The organism is Zestomonas carbonaria (genome assembly GCF_904061905.1).
GTDB classification, from domain to species: domain Bacteria; phylum Pseudomonadota; class Gammaproteobacteria; order Pseudomonadales; family Pseudomonadaceae; genus Aquipseudomonas; species Aquipseudomonas carbonaria.
Genome location: NZ_CAJFCI010000024.1, coordinates 48,244 through 68,503 on the forward strand (window position 1 = coordinate 48,244; position 20,260 = coordinate 68,503).

Genomic DNA, 20,260 nt, shown 5'->3' on the forward strand with positions numbered 1-20,260 from the left:
CATGCCCGCGATCGCGCGCATGCGCGCTCCTACAGGTTTCTGCCTGTCGCTGTTGATGGGTATCGCTTCGCTGACGCGTCGTCCCCGCGAACGCGGGGAACCATTACATAACGTAGGAGCGGCCCATGGCCGCGATCGCGCGCATGGCGCGCTTCTACAGGTCGCTGCTTGCGAATGCAGGATGGCCGTGTCCCACGGGGGATGCGGGCGGACTCAAAAAAATTGCATAAATAAATAATTTCTTATTCCTTAACAGATATATCGATGCCTCCTAGACTGGCGCTCATCGAGACCGCTCTTTCAAGGAGGCCAAGATGGCCACTCCAAGCATTCGCTACCTGATCCTGCCGGGCTGGCAGGGTTCGTCGGACGACCACTGGCAGAGCCACTGGCAGCGCAGCCTGCCCAACGCCACGCGGGTCGAGCAGCGCGACTGGCATGCGCCGCGCCGTGAAGACTGGGTCGCCGCGCTGGAGGAGGCGATCGCCGCGGAGCCGACGCCGGTCATCCTCGTCGCCCACAGCCTGGGCTGCGTCACCGTCGCCCACTGGGCCGCGCAGGCGCCGCTGGCCTTGCTGCGCCGGGTACGCGGCGCGCTGCTGGTGGCCCCGGCGGACGTCGAGCGGCCGGGCTGCCCGGAGGCCTTGCGCGATTTCGCGCCGATCCCCAGCGATCTGCTGCCGTTCCCCGTGCAACTGGTCGGCTCGGACAACGACCACGCCGCCAGCGTGCCGCGCCTGCTCGACCTGGCGCGCGACTGGGGCGCGGAGACGGCGATCCTCTCCGGGGCCGGGCATATCAACGTGAAGTCCGGCCACCATCGCTGGGAACAGGGCTTCGCCTATCTATACCGCCTGCAGGGGTTGATAGAGCAGCAGGCCAAGCGCCGCGCCTGATTCACCTTCCACCTGATCGGAAAACACCTGGATCGCCGCTGGACGCGCGCGGTTCGGGCGGGAGTTTGCCATGAGCCCCAAGGAACCCTTCGACCAGCCATTGCTGACCCTGCCCGAGTCGGACAAGAGCCCGCTGAGCATTCGCGCCAAGGCGCTGGTGTTCGTCGATCCGCGCTCGCGGCAGTTGCGCGAGGCCCTGCACGACCTGGCGCCGAGCGGCTTGCCGGTGCTGATCCAGGGCGAGACCGGCACTGGCAAGGAACTGCTGGCCCGGCATATCCACCGCGAGAGCGAACGCCCCGGGCTGTTCGTCGCGGTCAACTGCGGCAGCCTCAGCCCCAACCACGGCGAGGCCGAACTGTTCGGCTACGCCGCCGGCGCCCATGTCGGCTCCGCCAGCAGCCGCGCCGGCTGGTTCGGCTCGGCCAACGGCGGCACCCTCTACCTGGACGAGATCGGCGACCTGCCGCTGGTCTTGCAGAACAAGTTGCTGGCCGCCCTGGAAACCCGCGAGGTGACCCGCGTCGGCGCCGGCCAGGCGCAACCGGTGGACGTGCGCCTAGTGGCCGCGACCAGCATCGACCTGGCCCAGGCGGTGGTCGCCGGCAAGTTCCACGAGCGGCTGTTCCTCTATCTCAACGAAGGCCGCCTGGTGCTGCCGCCGTTGCGCGAACGGGTCGGCGACATCCTGCCACTGGCCGAATACTTCCTCGGCGTACACGCCCAGCGCCTGCACCTGCCGCTGCCACTGTTCAGCCCGGCGGCGCAGCGGGTGCTGGAAGCGCACGCCTGGCCGGGCAACACCCGCGAGCTGGAGAGCATCATCCACTTCGCCCTGCTGGTCAGCAGCGGCGAGGAAATCCATCCCGAACACCTCAACCTGCCGGCGCCGGATATCGCCCAGCTCAGCGCCCAACTGCGCCTGCTGGCCGCCGATCCGGCGCAACGCGAGGCCTTGCGTGGGTTGCTGAACGAACTGCTCGGCTCACTGCAGCCATAGGGTGGGCATCCCTCCCGGAGGAGCGCGCCATGCGCGCGATTCGCGGCCGCGGGCCGCTCCTACGGATGTTGTCCGAAGTGTTCGCGCATGGAGCGCAGGCGCGGTAGCGGCAGGGCGGCGAGGATGGTCAGGGCCAGCACGGCGGCGCCCAGCAGCGGCAGGTTGGCCAGGCCGTAGTGGGCGCTCAGCCACATTCCGCCGAGCCAGGCGCCGCTGGCGTTGCCGAGGTTGAAGGCGGCGTGGCTCAGGGTCGCCGCCAGGCTGGCCGATTCGCCGGCCTGCTCGACCAGCAGCAGTTGCAGCGGCGAGGAAATCGCGAAGCTGGCGACGCCCCACAGCAGCAACAGGCCGAGCGGCAGCAGCGGTTGTCCGAGCAGGGCGAACAGGCCGAGCAACGCCAGCGCGCTGCTACCCAGGGCCAGCGGGACCGCGTGGCGCAGGCCGCGATCGGCCAGGCGGCCGCCGAGCAGGTTGCCGAGGGTCAGGCCGATGCCGAACAGCAGCAGTGCGCCGTTGTTCTGATCGGTCGTATAGCCGCCTACCTCGCGCAGCAGCGGGCTGATGTAGGTGAACACGCTGAACAGCGCCACCGACGACAGGCAGCAGATCGACAGGGCATGCAGCACCGGCCGGCGCAGCACGCCGCTCCAGGCGCCCTGCGCGTTGCGTGCCGGCGCCGGGCCATGGGGCAGCCAGAGCGCCTGGGCGACAAGGGCCAGGAGGCCGAGGCCGGCGACCACGAAGAAGGTCATCCGCCAACTGGTGGCCTGGCCCAGCCAGGCGCCGAGCGGCACGCCGAGTACGTTGGCGATGGTCAGGCCGCTGAGCACCAGGGCCATGGCCGAGGCGCGCCGATGCACTGGCGCCAGCTCGGCGGCGAGCAGGGTAGCGCAGCCGAAGAAGCCGGCGTGGCTGATCGCCGTGAGCATGCGTGCGGCCAGCAACCAGCGGTAGTCCGGTGCCAGCGCGCAGGCCAGGTTGCCCAGCGCGTAGGCGCCCATCAGCCAGAGCAGGGCTTTCTTGCGCGGCAGGCGGCCGAGCAGTGGACCGAGCAGCGGCGCGCCGATCACCACGCCCATGGCATAGGCGCTGACCAGCAGGCCGGCATCGGCCAGGCTGACCTGCAGGTCGGTGGCGACTTCCGGGAGCAGGCCCATGATGATGAATTCGCTGCTGCCGACCACGAAGCCGCCGAGGGCCAGGGCCAGCAAGGGCAGGGAGAGAAGAGTCGCGGGGTTCATGCGTGGGGATTCCGAAGGTACAGCGGGAAAGCGGGCGCGCATTGTGCGGTAATTGAGATTGGTCGTGAATGCCGGAGTTCCGCCCCGCTCCGGAGGGAGCATTCGGAGCATGGACCAAGCACTGGACTCGCCGGCCACTCCAGCCAACCCCCTCTCCCTCCGGGAGAGGGTCGGAGGTCGGCTCACCAGTAAAGCGTCCATATCGCTCATGCAAACCGTCATCCCCGCGAACGCGGGAACCCAGGAGTCTTGCAACCATTGGATTCCCGCGTGCGCGGGGATGACAGCGAGGGGCCTGCCTGGCAGGCGCGAGGGGGACGCCTGGTTCCCTGCTCGCGAGTCAAAGGCTTCGCGAGCAGGGCCGCTCCTAAAGAAGCGAAGGGAGCTGATTATCGATTCGGCCTAGCGTTCTTCCCCGAGAAACTTGCGCAGGAACTGCCGCGTCCGCTCTTCCTTCGGCGCGCTGAACAGTTCGCGCGCCGGGCCCTGTTCGACGATCACCCCCTGGTCGATGAAGATCGCCCGGTTGGCCACGTCGCGGGCGAAGCTCATCTCGTGGGTGACGATCACCATGGTGCGATGCTCCTCGGCCAGGCCGCGGATGGTGGTGAGCACCTCGCCGACCAGCTCCGGGTCGAGCGCCGAGGTCGGTTCGTCGAAGAGGATCACGTCCGGCTGCATGGCCAGCGCGCGGGCAATCGCTACGCGCTGTTGCTGGCCGCCGGAGAGGCGCTTGGGATAGGCGTCCTCCTTGCCCGCCAGGCCGACCTTGGCGAGCAGCGCGCGGGCGCGTTCGGCGGCCTGGGCGCGCGGTTCCTTCTTCACCACCACCGGGCCTTCGATGACGTTCTCCAGGGCGGTGCGGTGGGGGAACAGGTTGAAATTCTGGAACACGAAGCCGACGTGCTGGCGCAACTGGCGGATCAGCCCCTGCTGGGCTTTCAGCGACCGGTTGGCGTCGATCTCGATGGGGCCGACCTTGATGCTGCCGCCGCTGGGTGTTTCCAGCAGGTTGAGGCAGCGCAGCAGGGTGGTCTTGCCCGAGCCGCTGGGGCCGATGATCGCCACCACTTCGCCGGGCGCGACGTCGAGGTCGATGCCCTTGAGCACTTCCTGGCCCTTGAAGGACTTCTTCAGGTTACGGATGGAGATCATCAGGAATCCAACTCATGCCGGTTGACCCGCGCCTCCAGGCGTCCCTGGAAGTGCGCCAGGATGCTGGCCAGCGCCCAGTAGATCAGCGCGGCGGCGAGGTACATGGTGAAGATCTCGAAGGTCCGCGCGGTGATCAGTTGCGCCTGGCGGAACAGTTCCGGCACCTGGATGGTGGCGGCCAGGGCGGTGTCCTTGACCAGCGAGATGAAGCTGTTGCCCAGCGGCGGCAGCGCGGTACGCGCGGCCTGGGGAAGGATCGCCCGGCGCAGGGTCTGCGCGCGGGTCATGCCGATGCTGGCTGCCGCCTCCCACTGGCCACGGTCGATGGAGGCGATGGCGGCGCGGAGGATTTCCGAGGTGTAGGCGGCCATGTTCAGCGAGAAGCCGATCAGCGCCGCCGGCAACGGTTCGAGCTGGATGCCCAGTTGCGGCAGTCCGTAGTAGATCATGAACAGTTGCACCAGCAGCGGCGTGCCACGGAAGAACGACACGTAGACCCGCGAGGTCCAGCGCAGCGGGGCGATGCCGTACAGGCGCATCAGCGCCAGGAGGAAACCGAGCAGCAGGCCGAAGAACATGCCGCCGAGGCTGAGCACGATCGTGTAGACCGCCCCCTTGAGCAGGAAGGGGGCGGAGTCCAGGACCAGTTGCAGGCTGGTCTCGATCATTGGGTGACGTCAGCCTGGAACCACTTTTCGGAGAGCTGCTTGAGGGTGCCGTTGGCGCGCAGCTTGGTGATCGCCTGGTTGATCGCCGCAAGCAGTTCCGGGTTGCCCTTGCGCAGGGTGACGCCGGCTTCCTGGCGGGAGAACGGCTGGCCGGCCACGGCCAGTTGGCCGCCGGTCTTCTCGACCATCTCGAAGGCGGCCAGGCGGTCGACCAGGATGGCGTCGATGCGGCCGAAGCGCAGGTCCTGGAACTTGGTCGGGTCGTCGTCGTAGGTCTTGATGTCGGCGTCCGGCACGTTCTCCTTCAGCCATTGCTCGTAGTTGGTGCCGAGGCCGACGCCGACCTTCTTGCCGGCCAGGCTCTGCGGGGTGCTGATCTCGACGGCGTTGTCCTTGCGGGCCAGCGCCTGGATGCCGGACACGGTGTAGGGCGTGGAGAAGTCGTATTTCTTCTTGCGCTCCTCGGAAATGGTCACCTGGTTGACCACCACGTCCAGGCGCCTGGACTCCAGCGCGGCGAGGATGCCGTCCCACTTGGTCGGCTGGAACTCGGCCTTGACGCCCAGCTCCTTGGCCAGCGCTTCGGAGAACTCGACTTCGAAGCCGGTCAGCTTGCCGTTCTCGTCCTGGTAGTTGAACGGCGGGTAGGTGCCTTCCAGGCCGATCTTGATGGCGCCCTTGGCCTGGATCTGCTGGAGCAGGTCTTCGGCTGCGAAGCTCGGGGCGGCGAGGCTGGCGCCGAGCAGGAGGCTCAGGCTGCCGAGTAGGAAGCGGCGGCGTAGGGAGGATGGAAGCATCGTGAAACCCCTTCGACTGAGAATGTGAGTATGGAGGTTAGCCAAGTCATGGGAGTCGCGACTATAGAGGCTGGACCCTTATTCTTTAAAATAATTAAGAATTATCCTGCATGTGGCAAAGGTTATTAGAACCGATCAGGCAGCCCTGTAGTCCTGTAGGGTGGGCCGGGAGGCGTTCCGCTTCAGCCCACCAATAAAGGCCCACCATTCGGTGGGCTGAAACGCAATGCCACCCGGCGCCTGTCCAATGCTCGCCCTACGCGGGCGGATAGGCGAACAGCGCCGGCGAGCCGCCGGTGTGCAGGAACAGCAGCGGTCCTTCGGCGAAGGCCTGGCGCTCGATGCCGTCGAGCAGGCCGGCGAAGGCCTTGCCGGTGTACACCGGGTCGAGCAGCAGCCCTTCGCTGCCGGCCAGACGGTGGATCGCCGCCCAGGTGCCGGCGTTCGGCTCGCCGTAGCGCGGCGCGAAATACTGGTCCCAGAGTTCGACTTCCAGGGCCGGCGTCGCCAGGCCGAGCAGGTCGCCGATGCCTTGCAGCAGGCCTTCGACCTTGGGCCGCTGGGTTTCCTGTGGGCGCGACACGGTGACGCCGACCACCCGCGTGCCGGGCAGCGCGTGGGCCAGGCCGAAGGCCAGACCGGCATGGGTGCCGGCGCTGCCCGAGGCGAGCAGCACGGCGGCGAAGCGCTGGCCGCTGTGCTCGATCTGCGCGGCCAGCTCCAGCCCGGCGCGCACGTAGCCCAGCGCGCCGAGCGGGTTGGAGCCGCCGATGGGCACCACGTAGGGACGCTTTCCCGCGCCGCGCAGGCGTTCGGCGCTGGCCTGCAACTGGTTGTCGGCGTCGTCCAGGTTGGCCACCGCCTCCACCTCGGCGCCGAACAGGTCGAGCAGCCGGCGGTTGCCGTTGGCCAGGTAGTCGGGTGACTCGGTGCCGATCGGGTTTTCCAGCAGGGCGACGCAGCCCAGGCCCAGGCGCGCAGCTACCGCGGTGGTCTGGCGCACGTGGTTGGACTGGATGGCGCCGGCGGTCACCAGGGTATCGGCGCCGACGCGCAGCGCATCGGCGGCGAGGTATTCGAGCTTGCGCACCTTGTTGCCGCCGAGGGCGAAGGAGGTGGCGTCGTCGCGCTTGACCCAGATGTTTCGGCCGAGCTGGCTGGACAGCCGTTCCAGGCGCTCCAGCGGGGTCGGCGCGGCGAACAGGTCGAGGCGCGGGAAGCGGGCGAGGGCGGCGAGCATGGGATGGACTCCAGGGGCTGGGATGTGGGGTGGATGTCGCTTTTTACATCCACTGGGTCTTGGTGGAAAACGCTTCGCGGTACGGACTGTTCATTGGGTCCCCGCGAACGCGGGGACCCGGAAACAACAAGCTCCTCAAACCTTGCGCCACACCGTGGCCAGCCACGGCTGCTGTTCGCGCGGAAGGCCGCTGGGGCGGTAGTAGTGCTCCAGCTCGACGAAGCCGGCGGCGTGCAGGTAGTTGCGCCAGGCGTCGAGATCGTGGAAGCAGCCGTAGCGGCCGTTGTGCCAGCCTTCGCGGTTGTCGCCGCGCGGATTGGAGCTGAACAGCACGCCGTCGTCTTTCAGGGTCGCGTGCAACTGGCCGAGCACCCGTGGCAGCTCGCTGCGCGGCACGTGGAACAGCGCGGCGTTGGCGAAGATGCCGTCGAACCGCGCGGCCGGCAGGTCGAGTTGCAGGAAGTCCTGCCGCCACACTTCGCAGCCGGACTCGGCACGCGCCATCTCGACGAAGCCCGGGCAGCCGTCGAGCCCCACCGGCTGGTGGCCGAGCTCGGCGAAAGTGCGCAGGTCGCGGCCCGGGCCGCAGCCGAAGTCGAGGATGGCGTAGGGCGCCGGGGCGTGGATATGGCGCAGCAGCGCGGCAATGTTCTGCCGTACGTCATGGTCGCGGGTGCCGATGCGAAAGGCCTCGGCTGATTGCTGGTAGTCGGCCAGGGTCTGCGCGCTGATCCAGGCCAGATCGTCGTCCGCACTCATCGAGGGCCTCGTACACGGTGGTAGAACAGCGCGCAGATTACCGTGAACAGCGCCAGGCCGAGCCATTGCGCGGTGTCTTCGAAGCCGGCGCCGACCAGTGCCAGCGGGGCGTCCCGGCCGCTGGTGCCGATCAGCGCGGCGAGCAGGATGCCCATCAGGCTCTCGCCGACGATCAGCCCGGAGGCCAGCAGCACACCGCGTCGCCGGGCCATCTCGGCGTCGCCGGCGCGGCGCGCCAGGGCGTTGTCGAGCAGCCAGGCGAGCAACGCGCCGACCACCAGGGTCATGCCGATGGTCGGCGGCAGGTAGATACCCAGGCCGACCGCCAGCACCGGCAGGCTGGCCTTGCCGGTGCGCCGCAGGAGCAGGTCGATGAAGATCAGGGCGATGCCCAGGGCCACGCCGATGCGGATCATGGTCCAGTTCAGCGCATCGTGGAAAATCCCGCTGGCGATCGCCGTCATCAGCGTCGCCTGCGGCGCAGCGAGCGCCTGCTGCGGGTCCATGCCTTCGCGCGGCAGGGCGCCGGTGAAGCCGTAGGCGCTGTACAGCAGCTCCAGCACCGGCGGGATCACCAGCGCGCCGACCAGGCAGCCGACGATCAGCGCGAGCTGCTGGCGCCAGGGCGTGGCGCCGACCAGGTAGCCGGTCTTGAGATCCTGCAGGTTGTCGTTGGAGATCGCCGCGATGGCCAGGATCACCGAGGTGGTGAACAGCGCCAGGGCGATGGCGATCTTGCCCTGGCCCTTTTCCAGAAAGCCGGATTCGAGGCTGCCGACGCCGAGGATCAGCAGCGAGACGAGGATCACCGCGATGATGCCGATGCCGGAGATCGGGCTGCTCGACGAGCCGACCAGGCCGGCCATGTAGCCGCAGGCGGCGGCGATCAGGAAGCCGAAGACGAAGGCGAACAGCACACAGGCCAGCACCAGTCCCCAGAACTCCAGGCCGTGAAGGTCCGGCGCGGCCTCGGCGAGGAAGTAGCTGAACACCGCCAGCAGGGCGACCAGCAGCAGCCCGGCGATGGCCAGGATGGCGTGCGCCGGCATGTCGCGGTCGGTGCGCAGGCCGCTGTGCCCGGCGTTGCCGCGTACTGCGCGCAATGAGCTGGCGACGCCCTCGACCATCGGCTGGAACAGCGTGGCGAGGGTCCACAGCGCGGCGACGCCGATGGTGCCGGCGCCGAGGAAGCGCACCTGCGAGCTCCACAACTGGCCGGCCAGCTCGCTGAGGCTCTGCCCGGCTTCCGGGACCGCGTTGACCGTCAGCAGCGGCACCGCCACGCCCCAGGCGATCACCACGCCGACGACGATGGCGACGCCGGCGGTGATGCCCATCAGGTAGCCGGCGCCGACCAGCGCCAGGGAGAAGCCGGTGGACAGCCGGAACGCCGCCTGGCCGACGCTCAGCCACAGGCTGATGCTCTCGCCGAGCAGCTTGAAGCCGCTGCTGAACAGGCTGAACAGCGCCGCCACCAGGCTGCCGGCGAGGATGTCGCGCAGACCAGGGGCGTTGGCTTCGGAGGGTTTTTCGTCTTCTTCATCGCCGCCGCTGCCGACGCGGAGGATCTCTGCCGCCGCCACACCTTCCGGATAGGGCAGCCGGCTCTGCACCACCATCACCCGACGCAGCGGGATGGTGTAGAGCACGCCGAGGATGCCGCCGATGGCGCAGATCGCCGCGGTCTGTCCGAACGGGAAGCCGCTCCAGTAGCCGACCATCAGCAGGCCGGGAAGAATGAAGATGATCGACGACAGGGTGCCGGCCGCCGAGGCCTGGGTCTGCACCATGTTGTTCTCGAGGATGTTGGCGCCGGGGAAGTAGCGCAGCACCGCCATGGAAATCACCGCGGCGGGGATCGACGAGGCGAAGGTCAGGCCGACCTTCAGCCCCAGGTAGACGTTGGAGGCGGTGAACACCACGGTGATCAGGGCGCCGAGGATCAGCCCGCGCAGGGTCAGTTCGGCCAGGTTCGCAGCGTCGGGCACGCGTTGCAGCATGAAGGGAGCTCGGCAGGGATGTGACACCAAGCTTAGGCCAGCGCGAGGTTGAGGATGGTGATCGAATTAGGGGGCGCCTGAATATTTGTTTTTAGAATAAAAAACAAACAAACAATTCTTTTTAGATTTATTAAAATTTCATTACTGTTCGTTTCGCTAGCATGTGGAGCGGGCATGAGGCTCTGGAGTGGAAGAACGTGATTGTGACCATAGCGTTACGCTGTATAAAAGTGTATACAGCGATTTTCCAGATCCAAGCCTGACAGAAAAGTAAAAAACATCATTAGGAGCAATCACAGATGAACAAGTCCACCCTGGCGCTGGCCGTGGCCCTCGGTTCCCTGTCCCTGCAGGCAACTGCCGGCGGATTCATCGAGGACAGCAAGTCCTCCCTCACCCTGCGCAACTTCTACTACGACCTGAACACCAAGAACACCGCCAACAACAACGGCGAGGCCAACGAGTGGGGCCAGGGCTTCATCTTCAACTACGCTTCCGGCTTCACCGAAGGCACTGTCGGCGTGGGTGTCGATGTGATCGGCCTGCTCGGCGTCAAGCTGGACTCGGGCGGCTACAGCGGCAAGGCCGGTCGTGACCGCACCCCGGGCCAACTGTTCCCGCTGGACAGCGACGGCAAGGCGGTCGACGAGTACAGCAAGGCTGGTGCCACCGCCAAGCTGCGCCTGTCGAAGACCGAAGCGCGCCTCGGTACCCTGCTGCCGAAGCTGCCGGTCGTGAACTACAACGACGGCCGTCTGCTGCCGCAACTGTTCGAAGGCGGTCAGATCACCTCCAACGAGATCGACAACCTGACCCTCACCGCCGGCCAACTGGAGCACACCAAGACCCGTAGCTCCACCGACGACATCGGCCTGAGCATCGGCGGTGCCACCGAGAACACCAACAAGTTCTACTTTGCCGGCGGCGACTACAAGGCCACCAAGGACCTGACGCTGCAGTATTACTACGGCAACCTGGAAGACTTCTACAAGCAGCACTTCCTCGGCCTGATCCACAACGTGGAAATCGGCCCGGGCAACCTGAAAACCGACCTGCGCTACTTCGACAGCGGCTCCGACGGCAAGAACGGCAACGCCGCCGGCCGTGCCGACGGCTACCGCAGCAGCGGCTTCTGGCACACCGGAGACCCGGATGCCGGTGAAGTCGACAACCAGACCTGGAGTGCCTTCTTCACCTACTCCCTGGGTGGCCATGCCGCCAGCCTCGGCTACCAGCAGGTCGAAGGCGACAGCGCCTTCCCGTTCCTCAACCAGGGCGGCGGCTCCACTGCCTACCTGATCACCGACCGCCAGATCGGCAAGTTCCTCAGCGCCGGCGAGCGCACCTGGGTGGCCGAGTACGGCTACGACTTCTCCAAGGTCGGCGTGCCGGGCCTGAAGGCCATCGTCACCTACCTGAAGGGCGACAACGTCGATTCCGCCAACGGCGACCTGAAGGAATGGGAACGCGATTTCCGCCTCGACTACACCCTGCAGGACGGCCCGCTGAAAGGCCTGGGCTTCTCCTGGCGTAACGCCACCCAGCGCGGCAACGTTGCTACCGATGCCGACGAGAATCGTCTGATCCTCAGCTACACCCTGACCCTTCTGTAATACACAGGGCGGGCCGCGACACCAGCGGCCCGCCCCGGTTTTCCTCAAGTGGTGTTCCGCCGGGCCTTCGCGCCCGGCTTTTTTGTCCGGCCTGGGTGGTCAGCTTTGAACGCTACCCTTGGGACCACTGGCGATCAGGCGTGCCCCGCAAGCGGTCTGCATGCCGTCCAGGGCAACGGGGATGCCGTCGACCTTGTACAGGCTGCTGCCCTCGGCAATGGGAAAGACCCCCTTGCACTGGGGACACGAGACCATGTGTCCGACTCCTGCCATGGGCTTGCCATTGAGGTTGGTCTGGCTGAAGGCCTCGATGACGGTGCCGCCATGATCGGTGGCGTCGCCGAGACGGATGATGTCTTTCATACACTCTGTCCTCCTTGATTGATTCCGCTTCTACATCGCCTCGAGCATGCCGGCCTTCTGCGTCCGGGCATGAAAAGCGCGATGAGTGAAGATGTGCTCGCCACGGGGGGCTTCTTGCTGTTTCAGGGATAGCGAGGGGTTACCTGTATTCGAGCCCTTCTTCGAAGGGAACGGTTTCGCCGGGTACGCGTAGAAGTGGTGAAATAGTGGGAGGCGATCAGGAACTGTGCGCATGAATCGTCCAGGTCCGGAAGATAGACGCCTGTTTGTGGAACCGGCTCTCCGGTGCGGACCTGCACCTAGGGATTCAGGCGATAGCGCGGCCAGTCGCTGTCATCGTCGAAACGGGCCAGCCAGCGCTGGCTGTCGGCCAGGTTGAAACGGACATTGGGGTCGCCGTCCCACTCGCCAGACCCAAGCAAATCCAGCGTTGAATGGCGCAATGGGCGGAGCAGTCGGTTCAGAAGGGCCGGCAACTCGGGTACCCCCTCTTCCACCGGGTACAGCTCCGGCCGGGGGCCGAGTTCGATCCACTGGCCGCAATCCAGGTCATCGATACGGATGCGCGGATCAGGGAGAGCTGCCCGGACCGCGTCGCGGTCCAGCGACAGTTTTTCGCGCCAGATGTCGGACAGGAAGAAGCCCCAGGTGGGGGGCCGGATTCCGCTTGGAAGTTGCGGTGTACGTTTCATGTTGAATGGGTAATCGGTATCGAGCCCATAGAAATGCGGTGCCAGTGCCCGATCCCATACCGTGACTTCCGAGCGCATGCCGAACTCCAGCGGGTTGGCCATCGCGAAGCCGCTGTACACCTGCTCGGGTTTCAGGCGCTCGATGGTGTCCAGCACAAAGCGCCGCCAGGCATCACGGTTGTCCAGCCACCACTGCCAACGATAGTAAAATTGTATATTTGAGTAGTCAGACTCTCCGTAGTCGCGTGACGCATTTCGCCAAAAGTAGCCTGCGTGTGTTGGGGAGCTGCGATAATTCTTTTCATCCGAAAAATCGAAGGTAAGTGCTTTGTCCTTTTTAATTTTATGAGCCCACTCGCGTAAATCTCCCAGCCGTTTGGAGCCGTAGGGGTGTGGGCGTTCAGAGTCAGGGTGAGTCGCAATTTTGTAAGGGTGGCCCAGCAGACGTTCAAAGGACTCGTGGACCTCGATCATGGTTAACGAGGCTTCCAGATAGTGCGCTGGATCGTAAGTAAAATAAATCGTGATGAAGGGCATCACGGCAAGTTCGTATTCACCATTGTCATGTGCGACACTCGGCCATTGCCTCAGGTCTTCCACCATGCCCGCGATGTCTTCATCGCTTATTTCCCGTTGGGTCGTACTCATAGATTTTTCCTTCCTCTTGAGCGGCCGGATTTTGTCCTTGAAGCACCATCCTGCTTGTAGCCTGTGCAATCCTCAGGTACTCGCAATAGAGCAATTTTTTCATTGTTCTTCATCAATATGGCGTAACAACCCCCGGTAGGCTCGGTAAGCCACATGATGGCGGTACCGGCGCGGCGGAAATGGGCATCAGGCATCTTTCTCCGAACGTTCAATGCCAGATATGTTTCCAAAGCGTCCAACCCTTGAGACCCTCTTTCAGAGGCGGAGGGGGCTGGCCGGTTTCTATGCTTGAAGCCAGCCAATCGTCCCCGTCAAATCCCGCGGACCAATATCCAGGTCACGTCGCGCCCCTCGACCCTGGGCATGGGCACGCCGTGCATGAAGGTCTGTGGGCCGATGGGAATGTCTTCGCAGTGCCAGACGCCGGGATAAGGGCAAGGCTGTCCGCTGGTAACGCGGGCTCCAGAGGGCGCCTGTTCGGTCCAATACCACCTGGTGGCCTGGCCTTGCACCAGTGGGAGCGGCTCGCCTTCCGCCACGCGGCAGCGCACGCTGGGCTCTCCCGATTTCAACCAAAGGCCTGCGCGCGGGGCGGGCTGGCCGCTGCCCGCTTCGCGAGCGGGTTCTTGTGGCACGAGAGCCGGTTCGCGCTGGTCCGTGTCCCACTGCCATACGGTGAAGCCGTGTGCATCGTCACTGGGAATGGAAGGCATCACCTCGCCCTGTTCGAAACGGTGCCGGGCATCGCTCTTGGCAGCGGTGATCCACCAGCCCGTGCGTGGGCAGGGCTCACCGTTACTGACATGGGAGGCCATGGGTTCCACGAGAGGAGCACCGGGCATGTGGCCACGGATTTGGGGGGTAGGCCAGTCGCTGTCATCGTCGAAACGGGCCAGCCAGCGCTGGCTGTCGGCCAGGTTGAAACGGACATTGGGGTCGCCGTCCCACTCGCCGAAGCCGAGCAGGCCAAGCCTTGGATGGCGCAATGGGCGGAGCAGTCGGTTCAGAAGGGCCGGCAACTCGGGTACCCCCTCTTCCACCGGGTACAGCTCCGGCCGGGGGCCGAGTTCGATCCACTGGCCGCAACCCAGGTCATCGATACGGATGCGCGGATCAGGGAGAGCTGCCCGGACCGCCTCGCGGTCCAGCGACAGCTTTTCGCGCCAGATGTCGGATAGGAAGAAACCCCAGGTGGGGGGGCGAACTCCAGAAGGCAAGTCAGGTGTCAGCATCATCCCAAATGGATAGTCGGTATCCAGTCCGTAGAAGTGTGGGGCCAGTGCTCGATCCCATACTGTGACTTCCGAGCGCATGCCGAACTCCAGTGGGTTGGCCATTGCAAAACCGCTGTACACCTGTTCGGGTTTCAGTCGTTCGACGGTGTCCAGCACAAATCGTCGCCATGTGTCTTGGTTATCCAGCCACCATTGCCAGCGGTAGTAGAACTGGACATAGGAGTAACAGATGCTATCGTCCCTCTGCTCTGATCGGCGCCAGAAGTAGCCTGCATGAGTTGGAGAGCTGCGATAGTTCTTCTCATCCGAGAAGTTGAACATAAATGTTTCATCTTTTCTGGTCTTGCGCGCCCACTCGCGTAAGTCTCCTAACCTTTTTGAACCGTAAGGATGTGGACGCTCCGAGTCCGGGTGTGTGGCAATTTTGTAAGGGTGGCCCAGCAGACGTTCAAAGGACTCGTGGACCTCGATCATGGTTAACGAGGCTTCCAGATAGTGCGCTGGATCGTAAGTAAAATAAATCGTGATGAAGGGCATCACGGCAAGTTCGTATTCACCATTATCGTGTGCGACACTCGGCCACTGCTTCAGGTCTTCTACCATGCCCGCGATGTCTTCATCGCTTATTTCCCGTTGGGTCGTACTCATAGATTTTTCCTTCCTCTTGAGCGGCCGGATTTTGTCCTTGAAGCACCATCCTGCTTGTAGCCTGTGCAATCCTCAGGTACTCGCAATAGAGCAATTTTTTCATTGTTCTTCATCAATATGGCGTAACAACCCCCGGTAGGCTCGGTAAGCCACATGATGGCGGTACCGGCGCGGCGGAAATGGGCATCAGGCATCTTTCTCCGAACGTTCAATGCCAGATATGTTTCCAAAGCGTCTAACCCTTGAGACCCTCTTTCAGAGGCGGAGGGGGCTGGCCGGTTTCTATGCTTGAAGCCAGCCAATCGTCCCCGTCAAATCCCGCGGACCAATATCCAGGTCACGTCGCGCCCCTCGACCCTGGGCATGGGCACGCCGTGCATGAAGGTCTGTGGGCCGATGGGAATGTCTTCGCAGTGCCAGACGCCGGGATAAGGGCAAGGCTGTCCGCTGGTAACGCGGGCTCCAGAGGGTGCCTGTTCGGTCCAATACCACCTGGTGGCCTGGCCTTGCACCAGTGGGAGCGGCTCGCCTTCCGCCACGCGGCAGCGCACGCTGGGCTCTCCCGATTTCAACCAAAGGCCCGCGCGCGGGGCGGGCTGGCCGCTGCCCGCTTCGCGAGCGGGTTCTTGTGGCGCGAGAGCCGGTTCGCGCTGGTCCGTGTCCCACTGCCATACGGTGAAGCCGTGTGCATCGTCACTGGGAATGGAAGGCATCACCTCGCCCTGTTCGAAACGGTGCCGGGCATCGCTCTTGGCAGCGGTGATCCACCAGCCCGTGCGTGGGCAGGGCTCACCGTTACTGACATGGGAGGCCATGGGTTCCACGAGAGGTGCACCGGGCATGTGGCCACGGATTTGGGGGGTAGGCCAGTCGCTGTCATCGTCGAAACGGGCCAGCCAGCGCTGGCTGTCGGCCAGGTTGAAACGGACATTGGGGTCGCCGTCCCACTCGCCGAAGCCGAGCAGGCCAAGCCTTGGATGGCGCAATGGGCGGAGCAGTCGGTTCAGAAGGGCCGGCAACTCGGGTACCCCCTCTTCCACCGGGTACAGCTCCGGCCGGGGGCCGAGTTCGATCCACTGGCCGCAATCCAGGTCATCGATACGGATGCGCGGATCAGGGAGAGCTGCCCGGACCGCCTCGCGGTCCAGCGACAGCTTTTCGCGCCAGATGTCGGAGAGGAAGAAGCCCCAAGTGGGGGGGCGAATGCCTGCTGGGAGGTTAGGTGAAAGAGTCATGCTGAAAGGGTAATCAGTATCGAGCCCGTAGAAATGTGGTGCCAGCGCTCGGTCCCATACCGTAACTTCCGAGCGCATGCCGAACTCCAGTGGGTTGGCCATCGCGAAACCGCTGTATACCTGTTCGGGTTTCAGTCGTTCGATGGTGTCCAGCACAAAGCGTCGCCATGTGTCTCGGTTGTCCAACCACCATTGCCAACGATAGTAAAATTGTATGTAGGAGTAATTAATCTCGTCATTTTCAAGTGATGCTTCACGCCAAAAGTAACCTGCATAGGTTGGAGAGCTGCGATAGTTGGTTTCATCAGAAAACTTGAAAGAAAATGACTTGTCTTTTCTCTTTTTACTGACCCACTCTCGTAAATCGCCCAGTCGTTTAGAACCATATGGATGTGGCCGCTCCGAGTCCGGGTGTGTGGCAATTTTGTAAGGGTGGCCTACCAAATGCTCGAATGCTTCGTGGACCGCGATCATAATCAACGAAGTGTCCAAGTAATGAGCAGGGTCGTAGTGGAAGCAGAAGGTAATGAATGGCATCACGGCCAGTTCGTATTCACCATTGTCATGTGCGACACTCGGCCATTGCCTCAGGTCTTCCACCATGCCCGCGATGTCTTCATCGCTCATTTCCCGTTCGGTCGTGCTCATCGATGTTTCCTTCCACTTGAGCGGCCAGATTCTGTCCTTGAAGCACCATCCTGCTTGTAGCCTGTGCAGTCCTCAGGTACTCGCAATAGAGCAACTTTATTATCGGTCTTCATTAATACAGCGTAGCCTCTTAACTGATCCTCTTTCACCCAGTCTCCCGGAAACTTTATTTCCACTGCCGCAAACACATTGGGTACTTCAAATGGTTGTTGCCGGTATTCGACGATAACCAGATCCGGCGCCAGGCTTCCTTTGGGGCGGGGCCAGAAAGGGAAGATTTCACTGATCCGCCTGGGACGTGTCACAGGCTCGCCCAAGATGGCTTTCCTGCTCGCTCTGTCGTAGTTAGGTTCCGCCTTGAGCGGGCTTTTCCAGTCCAGTGCGCCGTCGATGGCCTCGAAGATCAGCGAGGCGGTGGTCTGCTTGAGGGCGATGTCGATGGTGGTTTCGACGACGTCGCCGGGGACCTTCTTGCGTATCCGTCGCGGTACCGTGATTGGAGAGTTGAGCGCCCAGTTGCAGGTGATGCTGATGGCTGGTCGGAAGGGAATTTTTCGCTCGATGTATTCCTTGAAGGTGGAGCCTTCTCCTCCCCGGCGTGAAATGGTGCTGCGGCCGCCATTGTCTGCCTTGGCGAAGGTCGAGCTTTTCACATCGATTTCTTTGGCGAAACTGTCGATGGTGCTTTGCAGGACCTTCTTGACCTGCTCTTTGCGTTTGGCGATTTCGGCCAGCATTTCTGCCGTTTCCTTGGCCGTCATTGTCGCTTCGTAAGCGGTGTAACCCCGGTAGGCTCGATAGCCCCACACGATGGCGGCACCGACTGCGGCGGGAATGGGCATCAGGCATCCTCCTCTGAATGTTCCCGGAAAGTCTTGTCACACGGAGCGGAGTGCGTACGGCACGTTTCATGGATGGTCTGACGGCTAGCAGGGTTCATGTGATTTCCTTGAGACTGTCCCCGTACTCGCTACTGGGGCCTGCACGGCTGTTTCGTATCTGATCTATGGCAGGATGGTTTTCAGGTATTTATCGCGGTCGAACTTGTCCAGCACGTAATGACGCACCTCCGATTCGGCTGGCGATGCTGGTAGCGCCAGGAACTTCTGTTGGCGCTCATGGGCGCGAGGACCTTCGGCCATCAGGTCAGCGATGACGCAGTTCATGTCTGCTTCGCACTTCGCTTCATCCTCGTGGGCGAGTTGGTTTACAACTTGTGCATAACAATCCTTGGCGAGGGGGAGTGGTTCACCCAGGCGCTCTTTGAGCATGCAGCGAAGAAAACGGTATTCAGAGCTATGGGGCGCCAAGGATAGGGCCGCGTCCATGTCAACCAACGCCTCTTGGTATCGCTTATGTTGAATGTGAAGGTTGGCCCGTGACATGAAGTCCACATGATGTCGCGGCTCAGGTGTATTCACCGAGTTCCGGGGCTGTTGTTTGGGCGTTGCAGCAGTTGTCGATTCGGTTGCCTGCCCTTGGTGAGGGCGCGGGGCGTCATCGTTGCGTTCTGCACTGCATGCAGTACAGAGCACGGCAAACAACAGGGCAGCGGAGCTGAGCTGTCTCATTTCTTTTTCACTATGGTGAGAGGAATGGTTACGGAGCCTGTAGATGGCATGGGCGTCGCTCTGCCTTCGGGGGCGCTATAGATGTAGCCGCCACTGATTTTGATCTGGACTGCATCGTTTGGAGTGGGGGGCGGTAGAACAAGCGTTGTTGATCCGATGGGGGAGTAGTCTTCCACGGGCCATGCTTCAGGTTCCTTGCCGAGTTGCAGCGGTGTGGAGGACACCTGTTTGCCGTTCACTTCGATTGCCGCGGTGGCATGAAATTGAACACTTCCCATGTTCTTGGCGGCGGTATGGCCCATGGCCGATACGAACAGACTCTGCCCCTCCAGGCTCAGGTTGCCTTTGAGAAAGAAGGTGCCGTTCACTCCTATGCCCTCTACCGGCAGATAGGCTACCTGCCTGATTCTGTATTCGGGAGAGCTCAACTGGAGGCTGTAGCCAATCTCTTCTCCATACTCCTCCAGAAACGATTCGTCATTGAACGGGCCGGCACTTTCATAGTTGGGGTTGTCGCTGTCTATCGTGGCTATATTGGCCTGCCAGCGTTCAGTGATGCGCTGGTCTTCGCGCATGACGGTCTTGTAGGCCTGTATGGGAAGGCCACGCTCGGTTTTTATGAGCTCAGTCTCGCCATCGTCATTCGTGAAGCCTTCCGTCAGCAGTTGCCCGCCGCTCATAAGCCGGTAGCGATAACCCTGAAAAGCGCGCTCATCCAGTTTGCGTAACCGGAAATGTGCGTCGTAGTCGCCGATGAAGGTTCTCGGAGATTTGAAGATTGGTAATGAAGCATCGGCGTTACCGGGGCCGACGAAATTGTGGCTGCCGGCTTTCACGGTGAAATCCCCCGGCATGCCCAGTTCGATGTTGCCGCCCTGCATCTTGAGGTAGGCCCCGCCACACAGCAGGGTGATGTGCTCCTTGGCGTTGACCAGGATGTGCTGCCGGCTGGCGCTGATCTCCACGCTCTGGTCGGCCTGCACCTTGATGTCGTTGTGCTGGGCCTGCATCAGCAGCTCGCCCTGCTGGGCGATGTGGCGCATGTCGCCGCCCTTCGCGAACAGCCCGATGTCGCTGCCGGCATTGATCACCACCTTCTCCCCGGCGGTGATCTGCTGGTGCTGCTCGGCCACGCTGTCGATGTGTTGCCCGGCCGCCAGGCCCAGGCTGCGCGGCGTGGCGGCGGCGATGCCCGCCGGGCCGCTCAGGGCGATCGCCGGCTCGCCGCCGTTGCCGCCCCCGGGCTCGTCGTTGGCGCCGTGCCCGAGGTCGCGCACCGCCTCGCTCAAGACCTGCTGGGGCGCCGGGTCGTGGCCGATGCCCTGGTGGTCCCCGGCGTGCTCGCCGAGGCTCCTGGCCAGGTGCAGCGCGGCCTCCAGCACCTGCACGACCTGCGCCCGGTCGAGCTGGCCGCCGTTGGCCTGCAACTGTGCCTCGCTGCTCAGCAGCAGGCCCTTGGCGGCGCGGACGGCGCCGTGCTCGTCGGTACGCAGCTCGAAGCCTTCGCCACGCGGTTCGCCGCCGTTGGGACGCGGGTGGGTCAGATAGCCCAGGTGCAGTTCCGTGCGCCCGTGCTCGCTCATCAGCGCGGCGCTGATCTCGCCGTGGGTGTCGTCGATGCGCAGTTCGTTGGCGCGGTCGCCCTGGTGTTCCTTGCTCTTCACCGTAGCCAGGGTGTTCAGGGCGGGCAGCTTGTACGGCGGGCGGTTGACCACGTGGTAGGTGCGCCCGGTGACGATCGGCTGGTCCGGGTCGCCGTCGAGGAAGTCGACGATCACCTCGTGGCCGATGCGCGGGATGGCCAGGTGGCCCCAGGCGCCGCCAGCCCAGTTCTGCGCCACGCGGATCCAG

The 20,260-nt window shown here is 63.6% G+C and carries 17 protein-coding genes; 3 read left to right on the forward strand and 14 right to left on the reverse strand.

Annotation, left to right across the window (positions count from 1 at the left end; translation table 11 throughout):
• Nucleotides 1–314: 314 nt before the first annotated feature.
• Nucleotides 315–896, forward strand: a complete 582-nt coding sequence (locus PSEWESI4_RS04665) for an alpha/beta hydrolase (protein ID WP_187670017.1) — start codon at nucleotides 315–317, stop codon at nucleotides 894–896.
• Between the two features lie 70 nt (nucleotides 897–966).
• Complete coding sequence (locus tag PSEWESI4_RS04670; protein ID WP_187670018.1) at nucleotides 967–1,896, forward strand: sigma 54-interacting transcriptional regulator; 930 nt, start codon at nucleotides 967–969, stop codon at nucleotides 1,894–1,896.
• Nucleotides 1,897–1,955: 59 nt separating this feature from the next.
• On the opposite strand, the gene PSEWESI4_RS04675 is transcribed toward PSEWESI4_RS04670, so the two are convergent.
• From PSEWESI4_RS04675 to PSEWESI4_RS04705, 7 genes are all read right to left on the reverse strand, one after another.
• Complete coding sequence (locus PSEWESI4_RS04675) at nucleotides 1,956–3,137, reverse strand: MFS transporter (protein ID WP_187670019.1); 1,182 nt, start codon at nucleotides 3,135–3,137, stop codon at nucleotides 1,956–1,958.
• A 402-nt stretch (nucleotides 3,138–3,539) separates the two neighbouring features.
• Entirely contained in the window at nucleotides 3,540–4,292 is a 753-nt protein-coding gene (gene tcyN, locus PSEWESI4_RS04680) for an L-cystine ABC transporter ATP-binding protein TcyN (RefSeq protein ID WP_187670020.1), read from the reverse strand.
• Nucleotides 4,292–4,960, reverse strand: coding sequence for a cystine ABC transporter permease (tcyL, locus tag PSEWESI4_RS04685; protein WP_187670021.1), 669 nt, complete (start codon nucleotides 4,958–4,960; stop codon nucleotides 4,292–4,294). Before tcyL ends, tcyN begins: the two co-directional genes overlap by 1 nt.
• A complete protein-coding gene (gene tcyJ, locus PSEWESI4_RS04690) occupies nucleotides 4,957–5,757 on the reverse strand; it encodes a cystine ABC transporter substrate-binding protein (protein ID WP_187670022.1) in 801 nt (266 codons plus the stop codon). Before tcyJ ends, tcyL begins: the two co-directional genes overlap by 4 nt.
• A gap of 256 nt (nucleotides 5,758–6,013) precedes the next feature.
• Nucleotides 6,014–6,997 carry a D-cysteine desulfhydrase gene (locus PSEWESI4_RS04695; RefSeq protein WP_187670023.1) on the reverse strand — a complete coding sequence of 328 codons (984 nt, stop codon included), beginning with the start codon at nucleotides 6,995–6,997 and terminating at the stop codon, nucleotides 6,014–6,016.
• Between the two features lie 135 nt (nucleotides 6,998–7,132).
• Nucleotides 7,133–7,756 (reverse strand): class I SAM-dependent methyltransferase, encoded by a 624-nt coding sequence (locus PSEWESI4_RS04700; RefSeq protein WP_187670024.1) that lies wholly within the window; start codon nucleotides 7,754–7,756, stop codon nucleotides 7,133–7,135.
• A complete protein-coding gene (locus tag PSEWESI4_RS04705; protein ID WP_187670025.1) occupies nucleotides 7,753–9,756 on the reverse strand; it encodes an OPT family oligopeptide transporter in 2,004 nt (667 codons plus the stop codon). The genes PSEWESI4_RS04700 and PSEWESI4_RS04705 overlap by 4 nt, the downstream gene beginning before the upstream one ends.
• A gap of 299 nt (nucleotides 9,757–10,055) precedes the next feature.
• Here PSEWESI4_RS04705 and PSEWESI4_RS04710 point away from each other — a divergent pair, with 299 nt between their 5' ends.
• Entirely contained in the window at nucleotides 10,056–11,369 is a 1,314-nt protein-coding gene (locus PSEWESI4_RS04710) for an OprD family porin (protein WP_187670026.1), read from the forward strand.
• A gap of 99 nt (nucleotides 11,370–11,468) precedes the next feature.
• Here the strand turns inward: PSEWESI4_RS04710 and PSEWESI4_RS04715 are convergent, their stop codons facing one another.
• The 7 genes from PSEWESI4_RS04715 to PSEWESI4_RS04745 form a co-directional block, all read right to left on the reverse strand.
• Nucleotides 11,469–11,732, reverse strand: coding sequence for a PAAR domain-containing protein (locus PSEWESI4_RS04715; RefSeq protein WP_187670027.1), 264 nt, complete (start codon nucleotides 11,730–11,732; stop codon nucleotides 11,469–11,471).
• Nucleotides 11,733–12,031: 299 nt separating this feature from the next.
• Nucleotides 12,032–13,072 carry a type VI immunity family protein gene (locus PSEWESI4_RS04720; RefSeq protein WP_187670028.1) on the reverse strand — a complete coding sequence of 347 codons (1,041 nt, stop codon included), beginning with the start codon at nucleotides 13,070–13,072 and terminating at the stop codon, nucleotides 12,032–12,034.
• Between the two features lie 311 nt (nucleotides 13,073–13,383).
• On the reverse strand, nucleotides 13,384–14,955 hold the full coding sequence (locus PSEWESI4_RS04725; RefSeq protein WP_187670029.1) for a type VI immunity family protein: 1,572 nt from the start codon (nucleotides 14,953–14,955) through the stop codon (nucleotides 13,384–13,386).
• Nucleotides 14,956–15,266: 311 nt separating this feature from the next.
• Complete coding sequence (locus PSEWESI4_RS04730) at nucleotides 15,267–16,838, reverse strand: type VI immunity family protein (protein WP_187670030.1); 1,572 nt, start codon at nucleotides 16,836–16,838, stop codon at nucleotides 15,267–15,269.
• The gene (locus tag PSEWESI4_RS04735; RefSeq protein ID WP_187670031.1) at nucleotides 16,835–17,680 is read right to left on the reverse strand and encodes a VRR-NUC domain-containing protein; all 846 of its coding nucleotides are present in this window, start codon (nucleotides 17,678–17,680) and stop codon (nucleotides 16,835–16,837) included. The genes PSEWESI4_RS04730 and PSEWESI4_RS04735 overlap by 4 nt, the downstream gene beginning before the upstream one ends.
• A 162-nt stretch (nucleotides 17,681–17,842) precedes the next feature.
• Nucleotides 17,843–18,409 (reverse strand): hypothetical protein, encoded by a 567-nt coding sequence (locus tag PSEWESI4_RS04740; RefSeq protein ID WP_187670032.1) that lies wholly within the window; start codon nucleotides 18,407–18,409, stop codon nucleotides 17,843–17,845.
• Nucleotides 18,406–20,260: DUF2345 domain-containing protein (locus PSEWESI4_RS04745; RefSeq protein ID WP_235978875.1), on the reverse strand; the 1,855-nt coding region annotated here is incomplete at its 5' end. The genes PSEWESI4_RS04745 and PSEWESI4_RS04740, both read right to left, overlap by 4 nt.

Coding starts and splice junctions, on each gene's coding strand:
- PSEWESI4_RS04665 (WP_187670017.1), top strand. CDS start 315: ATGGCCACTCCAAGCATTCGCTACCTGATCCTGCCGGGCTGGCAGGGT.
- PSEWESI4_RS04670 (WP_187670018.1), top strand. CDS start 967: ATGAGCCCCAAGGAACCCTTCGACCAGCCATTGCTGACCCTGCCCGAG.
- PSEWESI4_RS04675 (WP_187670019.1), bottom strand. CDS start 3,137: ATGAACCCCGCGACTCTTCTCTCCCTGCCCTTGCTGGCCCTGGCCCTC.
- tcyN (WP_187670020.1), bottom strand. CDS start 4,292: ATGATCTCCATCCGTAACCTGAAGAAGTCCTTCAAGGGCCAGGAAGTG.
- tcyL (WP_187670021.1), bottom strand. CDS start 4,960: ATGATCGAGACCAGCCTGCAACTGGTCCTGGACTCCGCCCCCTTCCTG.
- tcyJ (WP_187670022.1), bottom strand. CDS start 5,757: ATGCTTCCATCCTCCCTACGCCGCCGCTTCCTACTCGGCAGCCTGAGC.
- PSEWESI4_RS04695 (WP_187670023.1), bottom strand. CDS start 6,997: ATGCTCGCCGCCCTCGCCCGCTTCCCGCGCCTCGACCTGTTCGCCGCG.
- PSEWESI4_RS04700 (WP_187670024.1), bottom strand. CDS start 7,756: ATGAGTGCGGACGACGATCTGGCCTGGATCAGCGCGCAGACCCTGGCC.
- PSEWESI4_RS04705 (WP_187670025.1), bottom strand. CDS start 9,756: ATGCTGCAACGCGTGCCCGACGCTGCGAACCTGGCCGAACTGACCCTG.
- PSEWESI4_RS04710 (WP_187670026.1), top strand. CDS start 10,056: ATGAACAAGTCCACCCTGGCGCTGGCCGTGGCCCTCGGTTCCCTGTCC.
- PSEWESI4_RS04715 (WP_187670027.1), bottom strand. CDS start 11,732: ATGAAAGACATCATCCGTCTCGGCGACGCCACCGATCATGGCGGCACC.
- PSEWESI4_RS04720 (WP_187670028.1), bottom strand. CDS start 13,072: ATGAGTACGACCCAACGGGAAATAAGCGATGAAGACATCGCGGGCATG.
- PSEWESI4_RS04725 (WP_187670029.1), bottom strand. CDS start 14,955: ATGAGTACGACCCAACGGGAAATAAGCGATGAAGACATCGCGGGCATG.
- PSEWESI4_RS04730 (WP_187670030.1), bottom strand. CDS start 16,838: ATGAGCACGACCGAACGGGAAATGAGCGATGAAGACATCGCGGGCATG.
- PSEWESI4_RS04735 (WP_187670031.1), bottom strand. CDS start 17,680: ATGCCCATTCCCGCCGCAGTCGGTGCCGCCATCGTGTGGGGCTATCGA.
- PSEWESI4_RS04740 (WP_187670032.1), bottom strand. CDS start 18,409: ATGAGACAGCTCAGCTCCGCTGCCCTGTTGTTTGCCGTGCTCTGTACT.